Genomic DNA, 11,015 nt, shown 5'->3' on the forward strand with positions numbered 1-11,015 from the left:
GGATCTGCTCGGGGGTGGCGCGCCCCTCGGCCATGTCGACCTGATAGGGGTGATGGATATGGTAGTAGTCGCCCTTGGCCATCAGCGCGGCGCGAAAGGCGTCGCGGTCGAGCGCCCGGCCCTCTGTCCCGTCGCTTGAGTGAGGTGGCGTCGTGAGTGGCGATTCGAGCGGTGGCATGGTGAAGGTCTCCCGGGGTAAGCGCCGCGACTGCCGCAACTGTCAGCGCACGGCGGGCCTGAAGATGTGACGGCAAAGGGGCGCCCGGGTTCACACGCTAAGGCGCATGCCGTCGTAGGCGACGTCGATTCCCCTGGTGTCGAGTTCGGCTCGCTGGGCTGACGTTTCGTCGAGAATCGGGTTGGTATTGTTGATATGGATAAGGATACGCCGGATCGAGCGGGGCAGCTCGTCCAGGGCGGCCAGCAGCCCCGCTGGGCCGGCCAGTGCCAGATGCCCCATGTCGGTGCCGGTCGCTTGCCCGACCCCCGCCCGCTGTAGCTCGTCGTCGTGCCACAGCGTGCCGTCCACCAGCACGCAATCGGCGCGCGCCAGCCAGGCGCGCAGCTCATCATCGAGCCTTCCCAGGCCTGGCGCATAGAATAGCGAACCGCCACCGACGGTGTCCTCTATATAGAGGCCGATATTATCCCCCGCGGTGGGTGAGCCGCGGCGTGGTGAATAAGGGGGCGCATTGCTATGCAGGGCAACGGCGGTAAAGTTCAGCGCCGGGCAGGCGGGAACCGAAAAGCGTGCCGTCAAGTGGTCCTCGTCGATCCCGATCGGCTGCCAGCGCAGCCCGCCTTGCCAGTGTGTCAACATGGGGAAGAGTGGGAAGCCGGTGCTCAGGTCCTGATGCACATTGGGCGTGCACCACACATCCAGTGGACAACCCTCGCGCAGCGACAGCAGGCCAGTGGCATGATCGATCTGACCGTCGATCAGCAGGACGCCCGTGATTCCTGTATCGCGGGGCCCGTGCCTGGGGTGGAGTTCGCGGTTGGCCGCGATCTGGGCACGGATGTCCGGCGAGGCGTTGCACAGCAGCCAGCGTTCTCCGTCGCTGCTGATCGCGATCGACGACTGGGTCCGTGCCCGCGCGACCAACTCCCCATGGCGCAGGCCATGGCAGTTATGACAGTTGCAGTTCCATTGCGGGAACCCTCCTCCCGCCGCCGAGCCCAGAACCAGGACATGCATGCCTTGTTATCCTTGTTGGAAATGCCTCACTTCCCACTTTCCTAAACGCAAGACGCTCCGCAGCATATGTCGGAGCGTCTTACGGGCAACGGACGTTCAGCGGTTGGCGATGTAGAGGGTGACCTCGAAGCCAAGACGCAGGTCGGTATAAGCCGGTTTGGTCCACATAGATTTTTCTCCTGTCATGGCATTGCCGGGTGCGGCGATCCCTCAGGTAGTACAGCACTGTGATACAGGGTTTCCTTTCAACCTAAGTCTTAGTGCGTTGTGCCGAAGAGGTCAAGATGACGCACCAAGCCCCAGCGGATTCTGCAAAAGCTTTACGAAGCAATGTGTTGCGGGATCATTGCTGTACAGCATGGATGATCTCCCGATAATTGTTGTTCAGGAGGCAAAAGTCTTTTGACTCCTTGCGCCGATCGAATTGACCCCGACCACGCCTGTGCAAGGTTCCATCTTGTGCTAGACCTTCTAATGCGCTGCCTGGAAAACAAACAACTACAAGCTTGCAGTGATCCGGACTCGGGCACTGCAGCATCAGCACATCGGAGACAATGCCATGCTACGGGAGATGAGTTATGCCATAGCGGCGGTAGGGCTCATGGCCGCTGCTGCAGCCCAAGCCAATCAGAATCAGCTTGAGCTACAACAAAACCCAGAACTATGGGCTACACAGCTTGGCAACTATCAGGGAAACCGCTACAGCCAACTGGATCAGATCAATCGCGACAACGTCAGCGACCTGCGCGCGCAGTGGCAGTTTTCCACCGGCGTCCTGCGTGGCCATGAAGGTGGCCCGCTGTATGTCGGGGATGGTCGCCTTTATATCCACACCCCATTCCCCAACAAGGTCTTTGCCCTGGACATCGAGGACGAAGGGCGCATCGTTTGGAGCTACGAGCCGGACCAGGATTCGCGCGTCATCCCGGTGATGTGCTGCGATACCGTCAACCGCGGGCTCGCCTATGCCGATGGGCGGCTATTCCTCAACCAGGCCGACAACACTGTCATCGCTCTCGATGCCGAAACGGGCGAGCTGTTGTGGGAAGCCAGCAATGGCGACCATACCAAGGGCGAAACCATGACCATGTCACCACTGGTGGTGCATGACAAGGTGCTCGTGGGCGTCAGTGGCGGTGAGTTCGGTGTCCGCGGTCATTTGACGGCCTACAATGCCGAGACCGGTGAAATGGAGTGGCGCGGCTACTCCAATGGTCCCGACGACGATGTACTCCTCGATCCGGAAACCGCCATGATGATGGGAGAGCCGATCGGTGAAGCGGACCTGGGCGTTTCCACCTGGCCGGAAGGCGAATGGGAACGTGGTGGTGGTGCTCCCTGGGGGTGGATCACCTATGATCCCGAGCTCGACCTGGTGTATTACGGCACCGGCAACCCCGGAACCTGGAACCCGGATCAGCGCACCATCGATGGTGAACCCGCTGATAACAAGTGGTCGATCACAGTCTTCGCCCGTGACCCCAACAACGGGCAGGTCAAGTGGGTCTATCAGAAGGTTCCTTTCGACGAGTGGGATTACGACGGCGTCAATGAGAACCAGTTGATCGATGTCGAGGTCAATGGCGAGCAGCGCAAGGGCCTGGCGATTATCGACCGTACCGGCTTCGGCTTCCTGCTCGATCGCGAAACCGGTGAACTGCTGGTGGCCGAGAAGTTTGCGCCCGAAACCAACTGGGCGAGCCACTATGATATGGAAACCGGGCGGCCAGTGGTCAATGAGGAGTTCAGTACCTTCCGGCAAGGGGTCAATGTCAACACCACCGACATCTGCCCCACCGCCATGGGCGCCAAGAACATGCAGCCAAGCGCCTACTCACCCGAAACCGGGCTGATCTATGCCGGTATCAACCGCATCTGCATGAACTACGAACCCTTCGAGACCGAATACGTCGCCGGCCAGCCCTATGTCGGTGCCACTCTGACCATGATGCCCGCTCCGACCCAGGATGGTGACATGGAAGGCCGCATGGGCAGCTTCATTGCTTGGGACCCCGTCGCAGGTGAGACCGTGTGGGAGGTCGATGAGCGCTTTGCGGTGTGGAGCGGTGCCCTGGCTACAGCCGGGAACCTGGCCTTCTACGGCACCCTGGAAGGGTATGTGAAGGCAGTGGATATCGAGACCGGAGAGGAGTTGTGGCGCTTCAAGACACCCTCGGGGATCATCGGCAACATCAACACCTTCCAGCATGCAGGCAAGCAGTACCTAGCGGTATTGTCCGGCGTCGGTGGCTGGGCCGGCATTGGTCTGGCGGCCGGTCTGGAAGATCCCGAAGCAGGCCTGGGCGCGGTGGGCGTGTTCTCCGCCCTCGATGACTATACCAAACTGGGCGGCAACTTGACCGTGTTCGCATTGCCGGACGCTTGATGTCGGTCGAGTGCAACACATGGCAACAGGGATGGCATGGGGCGGAGTTCCCATGCCATCCCATACCCTTCGCTTTTTTCCACTAACCATGACCTCGAACAGCGCCCATGGGCCCATGGGCGTTTCGTTCGAATGACCGAAAAGGCACGCCGAATGATTGTGACCCAGATACCACGTTGGCTTGTGGCTGTTGGTGCCACGGGGATGTTGTTGCTTGCGGCAGGCGGGATGATGCCGGCACAGGCGGAAGAACAAGATCAAACCGCGGAGTCGGCAGACGGCGCCGCTAGTTCCGAGCCGGGCGATTATACCGTCGTCGATGGTAAGGTCGACCAGGGTACCTATGACGGCTACATTGCCTATACCCGTTCGTGCATGGCTTGCCATGGTCCCGATGGGCTGGGGTCATCCTTTGCCCCCAGTTTGATGAAGAAATCACAGAGTCGTACCTTTGCCGAGTTTGCCAGGACTATCGCCGCTGGCATGGAAATCCAGCCAGGCAGGGTCATGCCTTCCTTCGCCGATGATGAATATGTGCTGAGCAACATCGAGAACATCTACAGCTACATGAAGGCGCGTGCCGCTGGGGACATTGGACGAGGACGTCCCAAGGTTATCGGAGAGGAGCAAGACAGCGACGATGGCAATTAATCTCGCCGGCGTTCCGGGCCCTCGAGAGCGAGATCTGAACCTTGAGGGCTCGGCAGCCAGGGGGCGGAGGAGCGTATGAGAGGCAAGCCGTGGCTGTTGGGTGGTGTCGTGGCTGGCCTCCTGGCCGTTTGCGCGGGGGGGCCAACCGGCGAGGCTCGTGCCGACGTGCCGGAACTGATGGAGCGCGACCAACTGCGTGTCTGTGCCGACGGCAACAACCTGCCGTTCACCAACGAGCAGGGAGAGGGATTCGAGAACCGCATCGCCGAACTGATGGCCGATGACCTGGGGCTGTCCCTGGACTATGTGTGGGCGCCTCAGATCATGGGGTTCGTGCGTAATACCCTGGAGCTGCGCATCTGTGACGTGATCATCGGCGTGGCCGCCGGCTACGACTTCGTGCAGAACACCAAGGACTATTACCAATCGGTCTACTCGCTGGTGGTGCCCGAGGATTCGTCCCTCGAAGTGACCTCCCTGGATGATGTGGCCTTGAAAGGGCGGTATATCGGTGTCGTGTCCGAGACACCCCCCTTGGTGGCGCTGCGGCGTGCCGGTGCCAGAGTCAAGGGATATGTGCTGCAGACCGATACCCGGGTCAGAACGCCGGCCAGGAACGCCGTGAAGGATGTCGCGGCCGGAGTGACCGAGGGAGCGGTGCTATGGGGGCCGATCGCCGGGTATTACGCAGCGCGTCAGGAGCCGCCACTCAAGGTGATTCCCCTCGTCGATGACACTACCGACGCCCGCCTGGCATATCGCATTACCATGGGGGTGCGGCACGGCGAGCCGCACTGGAAGGACACGCTCAATGATTTCATCGACCGCCGACAGGATGACATCAACGCCATTCTGGTCGACTACGATGTGCCGCTGCTCGATCGGCACGGCCAACTGATTCATCCCACCGCCTCGCCAGGGGAGAACGAGCGTGACTGAGATGCGTGCCTTGGGGCTGGGGATTGTCCTGACGTTGATGCTGCTGGCCGTGGGAAGTTCTGGCGCCCAGGCACAGCGTGCCGCCACCGGGCCGCCCGATTGGCCCTGTGTGCAGCGCCTGATTCCCGATTTGGCATGGGGCACCATGTGGACCGGGCCGTCTCCCGAGGAACTCGAGCAGCAGTGGTGGGAGGACGAGGAAGTGGGGCGTGTGGTGCGTTTCGCGACCTCTCGCGAGACGCCGCGCGACGACGCCATCGAACGGGTACGCGATTTCGTCGCGCAGGTGGCAAGCAACGCGGACTCCAATCACGAGCAGCGCCTGACCCTGTTGTTTGCCGGGCTGTTCGAGCGCTTCAATCAGGAGCGCAGCCGTATCATCGAGCACATCCGCAGTGCCGCCAGAGGACAGGTCAAGCGTCTGGAGCGGGTATCCGACATGGTCGACGAGTTGGAGGCCAAACGCGACTCGGACGAGGCCAGCGCGAGCGACATCGAGCGCCTGCAAAATGAACTGCACTGGGAGCAGCGGGCCTTCCAGATGCGCCAACAAGCCCTGCCGGCACTCTGCGAGAAACCCTACCTGCTCGAGGAGGAACTGAGCCGGATGGTGAGCGCGATCCGGGCGGAGATGTGATCCGCGAAAGAATAAACCAGTGGACGTGGGGGATCAGCATGCAGACGGTCGATCATGAAGGCCGGGACGATACGGGCCTGAGTGCGGTACGTCGGACAGCGGGACTGTTGTTGCTGGGCGCATTGACGGCATTTGGCCTGTCGAGCGGTGCGGGGGCTCAGGATAATGACCAGGTGACCGAGACCATCACCCTGGGCTATCTGGGCCTGGAGCGAGACGCTGAGTTGGAGCCGTTGTCGGTGCTCGATCCGGTGCTCGACGACGAGGGCGTGCAGGGGGCACGCCTGGCGATCAGCGACAACAATGCCGCCGGCCAGTTTCTGGGGCAGGAGTTCGTGCTCGTCGAGGCGATCGTGCCGCGCGATGGCGACGTACGCGAGGGGCTGCATGAGCTTCTCGACCAAGGCGCCGAGTGGATCATCAGTGGGTTGCCCCGCGAGGCCCTGGAAGCGGTCGTGGAGGATCCGGCGCTGCAAGACCGAGTGGTGTTCAATACCGCCGCGCCCGATAACGCACTACGTGGCGAGGCCTGCCGCCCGAACCTTTTCCACACCACCCCCAGCCGACGCATGCTGGCCGATGCGCTGGCACAGTTCCTGGGCTACAAGCAGTGGGGCCGCTGGGCGCTGGTCTACGGCAATACCGAGGAGGATCGCTTGCTGGCCGAGGCGCTGCGGGCGGCGGCCACGCGCTTCGGCCAGGATATCGTCGCCGAGAAGATGTGGCCCTACGATCCCATGGCACGGCGTGCCGAGGGGGGCTTTCATGCCATTCAGCGCGAGATCCCCGTATTCGTGCAGGACTTTGCCGAGCACGATGTTCTCGTCGTTGCCGACGAGAACGACTATTTCGGCGAGTATTTCCCCTACCAGACCTGGCTGCCGCGCCCGGTGGCCGGTACCCAGGGCCTGATGCCGACCGCCTGGCACCGTGCTCACGAGTCGTGGGGGGGCGTTCAATTGCAGCGGCGTTTCGAGGAACTGGCCGATCGCTGGATGACGCCTCGGGACTTCGCCGCGTGGCTGGCGGTACGCTCGCTGGGCGAAGCAACGGCCAGGACCGACTCCGTGGCGCGTGACGAGGTTCTCGATTACATGCTCAGCGACGAGTTTGAACTGGCCGGCTACCTGGGGCTACCGGTGAGTTACCGTACCTGGAACCATCAGCTGCGCCAGCCGATTCTGGTCACCGGGCCGCGCATGGTGGCTTCAGTATCGCCCCAGGAGGGCTATCTGCATCCGCGCACCCCACTGGACTCCCTGGGCGCTGACGAAGGGGAATCGCAATGCCGTTTCTAGCGCTGTCATTCAATCGACTTCTTGAGCCTGGCCGGTGGAGGACACCGATGAACACAGGACTACGTCTCGCTCTCGCCGCGCTACTGGTGCTGCCACTCACGGCTCAGGCCGAACGTATCTTCGTCTCCAACGAGAAGGACAACACGGTGTCGGTGATCGATGGCGAGACGCTGGAAGTGGTCGAAACCATCAAGGTCGGTCGTCGACCGCGGGCCATGGTCTTCACCCCGGATGCCAGTGAACTGTTCGTGGCAGTGGGTGACGACGAGGCGATCGACATGATCGACCTCGAGACGCTGAAGGTGGTGCGCAGTCAAGCGTCAGGCGAGGATCCCGAGGTGATCCGCGTCGATCCCAACCGGCCCTATCTCTATGTATCGAACGAGGACGACAATATCGTCTCGGTACTGGATTACGAGCGGCGCACCCGGGTCACGGAGATTCCCGTCGGGGTCGAGCCCGAAGGGCTGGGAATCAGTCCCGACGGCAAATGGATGATCGCCACCTCCGAAACCTCAAACATGGCGCATATCATCGATCTCGAGAAAATGGAGGCGGTCTACCATCGCCTGATGGGGGCCCGCCCGCGCCATGCCGAGTTCACCCATGACGGAAGCGAGGCCTGGGTGTCGGCGGAAATCGGTGCGACGGTATCGATCATCGACATGCAGGACTCCTTCGACGTCAAACACACCATTCGCTTCGATGTCCCGGGCGTGCCGCGCGAAACCGTGCAGGCGGTGGGCGTGGCGTTGACCTCGGACGGCCGCTACGGCTTCGTGGCGCTGGGGCCCTCGAACCGGGTTGCGATGATCGATCAGCAGACCTACGAAGTGCTCGACTATATTCTGGTGGGACAGCGGGTCTGGCACCTGGCACTCAATGCCGATGAAAGCCGCCTGTACACCACCAATGGGGTCAGTGGCGATGTCACCGTGATAGAAGTCGACGACTTCGAGGCGATTCGCTCGATTCCCGTAGGACGCTTCCCTTGGGGGGTAGTCGTTGAGCCGTGATGCCGCAGCACCGTCAGTCGTTACCGAGGAGGTGGGCGCAGGGCAACAGCATGCCCCGGTTGCCTTGAGCGTGCATGACCTCAGCTTCAGCTACAGTGGCCAGCCGGTGCTGGAGTCGGTGTCCTTCGCGCTGAAGGCGGGGGAGTTCGCGGTGCTGCTCGGCCCCAACGGGGCCGGCAAGACCACCCTGTTTTCCTTGATCACGCGACTCTATGACCATCGTCAGGGGGAGATTCAGGTCGGCGGTTACGATCTGCGTCGTCACTCGGTTCAGGCCCACGCGCAGATGGGGGTGGTGTTTCAGCAGCCCACTCTGGATCTGGATCTCACCGTCAAGCAGAACCTGGCCTATCACGGCGCCTTGCACGGGATGACGCCGGCTGAGGCGCGCCGGCGGGCCTCGCAGCAACTCACTCGTCTCGAAATGCAAGGCAGCCTGCGGTTACGGGTACGGCATCTGTCCGGAGGCCAGCGCCGGCGCGTGGAGATCGCGCGAGGCCTGCTGCACGAGCCGCGCCTGTTGCTGCTCGACGAACCCACGGTAGGGCTCGACATCGCCTCGCGCCGTGCGCTGGTCGAGCATGTTCATCGGTTGAGTCGCGAGCAGGGCGTGGCGGTACTGTGGGCCACCCATTTGATCGATGAAGTCTATCCCGAGGATCGCGTGATCGTGCTGCACCATGGTCGCATCTGCGCCGATGGGGGCGTTGCCGATGTCGTGGCCCGGGCCCGGGCCGATTCGATCGGTGAGGCCTTCGACCGGCTGACGGAAGGAGAGGCGCAATGAGCCTGGCGACCTATGGACACTGCCTGCGCGGTGTCATCGGTCGTGAGCTGCTGCGCTTCGTGCACCAGCGCTCGCGCTTCGTGGCCGCCCTGGTCAGGCCGCTGGTGTGGCTGTTCGTGTTCGCCGCCGGCTTTCGCATGGCACTGGGCGTGGCCATGACCGAGCCCTACCAGACCTATATCCTCTACGAGGTCTACATCGTGCCGGGACTGGTGGGCATGATTCAGCTCTTCAACGGCATGCAGAGTTCGCTGTCGATGGTCTATGACCGCGAGATGGGCAGCATGCGCGTGTTGTTGGTCAGCCCTTTTCCGCGCTGGTACCTGCTGATCTGCAAGTTGCTGGCCGGGACCCTGGTTTCCATCGTGCAGGTCTATGTGTTTCTGGCGATCGCCTACCTCTACGGGGTGCAGGCGCCTTTGATGGGCTATGTGCTGATCCTGCCGGTGCTGGTCGTGACCGGCTTCATGGTCGGAGCGCTGGGCATGCTGCTGTCGACCCTCGTGCGTCAACTGGAGAACTTCGCCGGCATCATGAATTTCGTGATCTTCCCGATGTTCTTCCTGTCCTCGGCGCTTTATCCCTTGTGGCGCATTCGCGAGGGCAGCTACCTGGTCTATCAGATCGCCGCGCTGAATCCCTTCACCTATGCCGTGGAAATGATTCGCTTCGCGATGTACGAGCGCTTCAACGCCGGGGCGACGCTGATCGTCGTGGCGACCACGGTGGTGCTGCTTGGCCTGGCGATCCTGGCCTATAACCCGGCCCGCGGGATGATGGCGCGCAAGGGGGGAGCCGGCGCTGAGTGAGCGCCGTGTTCACTCGCCACTGCCACTCCTACCCGGGAGCGGTGCCGACATCCGCCACAATGCCTGCAAGCGGCCACGGCCGCTTCTCGGATATGCTGTCGACATCCACCACAGTGCCCTGCAGGTGGCCACGGTGGTTATCGTAGGAGTGGCTTTAGCCGCGATGGTTTTGGCAACGCTCAGGTGATGCCAGATCTCTCTATTCTGTGCCGAAATACGGATGAGGGGTATTTGCCTGTCTCCGTGGCACACGGTACTAGGCCGGCCTGACGGCCGGATCGCGGCTGAAGCCACTCCTACCTGGATACGGTGCCCTATCCAGCTTGGGAGATACCTTCCATCGTCGGAACGCCGCCCGGACTAAAGCCGCTCCTACACAACGATGTGCCATCGCCAGCCTGTGAGCGGTCATGCGCAATAGTCGTTACCGTTCACCAACATGCTGCAGAAATTCGATCACCTGCTGCCGGGACCTTTCGTCCAATCCCCAGAACACCATGCGGGTGCCGGGGAGGAAGTCGTCGGGAGCGGTGAGGAAGCGATCGAGTGTCTGGGGTGTCCAGACCAGTTGGGCGTCTTGCAGGGTCGGGGAGTACTCGAAGTCATCGACTGCACCGGCGGTACGCCCCACCACGCCATGCAGGCTGGGTCCGGCGATGTGCACGCCGGGCTCCAGCGAGTGGCAGCCTTGGCACTGGTTACGGAATACCCGCTCACCCTGCGCCAGTGAGGCATCCTCCGCCCAGGACGAGGCGCCGGCGCCTGCCGCAAGGACAAGCAGGAAAATACTCAGTGGCCTGGCGCGCATGGTGTGAAATCCCTGGCAGAAGGCACTCAGAAGCAGCGCAAGTCGGCTTCGGCCTGCACGCTCCGGAAGCGCTCCACATCCTCCTGCATGCTACGTTCGGTGCGAAACAGCACCCCGATCTCACCGCGCTGGTCCTGCATGGCCAGCACGGTCTTGACCGCCTCATAGTCGTCGTAGGGCATGAGCTCGGCGATCACGTCGATGCTGCAGGAGCATTTCTGCATGGTCAGGTAATCCTGGCCATTGGCCGCCATGCAGCCGAGCACATAGTCCACCCTCGCTTCGGTGGGATAGTCGTTGCCTTCTGCCAGGGCCATGGGCGACAACAAGCAGGCCAGGCCCAGCACGCCCAGGGTCAGGCCGGCTCGGCGACGGAGGGTCATACCGGGGAAATACGTCTTGTGATTGTTCATGTTCCACCTCATGCAGGGGACCGGCGGATGAAGGGTCGGCGGTTCACTGGTTTAAGTTATGGTACTTGTCGGG

12 protein-coding genes are annotated in these 11,015 nt (G+C 62.1%); 8 read left to right on the forward strand and 4 right to left on the reverse strand.

Going from position 1 to position 11,015, the window contains the following annotated elements; all coding sequences use genetic code 11:
- Positions 1-268: 268 nt before the first annotated feature.
- Positions 269-1,198, reverse strand: a complete 930-nt coding sequence (gene pqqB, locus ACFOEV_RS03475; RefSeq protein WP_386771641.1) for a pyrroloquinoline quinone biosynthesis protein PqqB — start codon at positions 1,196-1,198, stop codon at positions 269-271.
- Between the two features lie 96 nt (positions 1,199-1,294).
- Complete coding sequence (gene pqqA / locus ACFOEV_RS03480; protein WP_092569372.1) at positions 1,295-1,366, reverse strand: pyrroloquinoline quinone precursor peptide PqqA; 72 nt, start codon at positions 1,364-1,366, stop codon at positions 1,295-1,297.
- Positions 1,367-1,757: 391 nt separating this feature from the next.
- Here pqqA and ACFOEV_RS03485 point away from each other — a divergent pair, with 391 nt between their 5' ends.
- From ACFOEV_RS03485 to ACFOEV_RS03520, 8 genes are all read left to right on the forward strand, one after another.
- Positions 1,758-3,584 carry a methanol/ethanol family PQQ-dependent dehydrogenase gene (locus ACFOEV_RS03485; RefSeq protein ID WP_386771643.1) on the forward strand — a complete coding sequence of 609 codons (1,827 nt, stop codon included), beginning with the start codon at positions 1,758-1,760 and terminating at the stop codon, positions 3,582-3,584.
- A 132-nt stretch (positions 3,585-3,716) separates the two neighbouring features.
- Positions 3,717-4,235, forward strand: coding sequence for a c-type cytochrome (locus ACFOEV_RS03490; protein WP_386771645.1), 519 nt, complete (start codon positions 3,717-3,719; stop codon positions 4,233-4,235).
- Between the two features lie 75 nt (positions 4,236-4,310).
- Positions 4,311-5,174 carry a quinoprotein dehydrogenase-associated putative ABC transporter substrate-binding protein gene (locus tag ACFOEV_RS03495; protein ID WP_386771647.1) on the forward strand — a complete coding sequence of 288 codons (864 nt, stop codon included), beginning with the start codon at positions 4,311-4,313 and terminating at the stop codon, positions 5,172-5,174.
- Positions 5,167-5,811 (forward strand): hypothetical protein, encoded by a 645-nt coding sequence (locus ACFOEV_RS03500; protein WP_386771649.1) that lies wholly within the window; start codon positions 5,167-5,169, stop codon positions 5,809-5,811. Before ACFOEV_RS03495 ends, ACFOEV_RS03500 begins: the two co-directional genes overlap by 8 nt.
- Before the next feature lie 38 nt (positions 5,812-5,849).
- On the forward strand, positions 5,850-7,109 hold the full coding sequence (locus tag ACFOEV_RS03505; RefSeq protein WP_386771651.1) for an ABC transporter substrate-binding protein: 1,260 nt from the start codon (positions 5,850-5,852) through the stop codon (positions 7,107-7,109).
- Positions 7,110-7,156: 47 nt separating this feature from the next.
- A complete protein-coding gene (locus ACFOEV_RS03510) occupies positions 7,157-8,125 on the forward strand; it encodes a PQQ-dependent catabolism-associated beta-propeller protein (RefSeq protein WP_386771653.1) in 969 nt (322 codons plus the stop codon).
- On the forward strand, positions 8,115-8,912 hold the full coding sequence (locus ACFOEV_RS03515) for an ATP-binding cassette domain-containing protein (protein WP_386771655.1): 798 nt from the start codon (positions 8,115-8,117) through the stop codon (positions 8,910-8,912). Before ACFOEV_RS03510 ends, ACFOEV_RS03515 begins: the two co-directional genes overlap by 11 nt.
- Complete coding sequence (locus tag ACFOEV_RS03520; protein ID WP_386771657.1) at positions 8,909-9,721, forward strand: ABC transporter permease; 813 nt, start codon at positions 8,909-8,911, stop codon at positions 9,719-9,721. The genes ACFOEV_RS03515 and ACFOEV_RS03520 overlap by 4 nt, the downstream gene beginning before the upstream one ends.
- 424 nt (positions 9,722-10,145) lie before the next feature.
- Here the strand turns inward: ACFOEV_RS03520 and ACFOEV_RS03525 are convergent, their stop codons facing one another.
- Positions 10,146-10,529, reverse strand: coding sequence for a c-type cytochrome (locus ACFOEV_RS03525; protein ID WP_386771659.1), 384 nt, complete (start codon positions 10,527-10,529; stop codon positions 10,146-10,148).
- Positions 10,530-10,555: 26 nt separating this feature from the next.
- Positions 10,556-10,942 carry a hypothetical protein gene (locus tag ACFOEV_RS03530; protein ID WP_386771661.1) on the reverse strand — a complete coding sequence of 129 codons (387 nt, stop codon included), beginning with the start codon at positions 10,940-10,942 and terminating at the stop codon, positions 10,556-10,558.
- Between the last annotated feature and the right edge of the window lie 73 nt (positions 10,943-11,015).

It is taken from the genome of Litchfieldella rifensis, assembly GCF_042646605.1.
GTDB lineage: Bacteria > Pseudomonadota > Gammaproteobacteria > Pseudomonadales > Halomonadaceae > Litchfieldella > Litchfieldella rifensis.

Bases quoted from the DNA above. Each gene is read 5' to 3' on its own strand.
- ACFOEV_RS03485 (WP_386771643.1), top strand. From the start codon at position 1,758: ATGCTACGGGAGATGAGTTATGCCATAGCGGCGGTAGGGCTCATGGCC.
- ACFOEV_RS03510 (WP_386771653.1), top strand. From the start codon at position 7,157: ATGAACACAGGACTACGTCTCGCTCTCGCCGCGCTACTGGTGCTGCCA.
- ACFOEV_RS03525 (WP_386771659.1), bottom strand. From the start codon at position 10,529: ATGCGCGCCAGGCCACTGAGTATTTTCCTGCTTGTCCTTGCGGCAGGC.
- ACFOEV_RS03520 (WP_386771657.1), top strand. From the start codon at position 8,909: ATGAGCCTGGCGACCTATGGACACTGCCTGCGCGGTGTCATCGGTCGT.
- ACFOEV_RS03495 (WP_386771647.1), top strand. From the start codon at position 4,311: ATGAGAGGCAAGCCGTGGCTGTTGGGTGGTGTCGTGGCTGGCCTCCTG.
- ACFOEV_RS03505 (WP_386771651.1), top strand. From the start codon at position 5,850: ATGCAGACGGTCGATCATGAAGGCCGGGACGATACGGGCCTGAGTGCG.
- ACFOEV_RS03490 (WP_386771645.1), top strand. From the start codon at position 3,717: ATGACCGAAAAGGCACGCCGAATGATTGTGACCCAGATACCACGTTGG.
- ACFOEV_RS03530 (WP_386771661.1), bottom strand. From the start codon at position 10,942: ATGAACAATCACAAGACGTATTTCCCCGGTATGACCCTCCGTCGCCGA.
- pqqB (WP_386771641.1), bottom strand. From the start codon at position 1,198: ATGCATGTCCTGGTTCTGGGCTCGGCGGCGGGAGGAGGGTTCCCGCAA.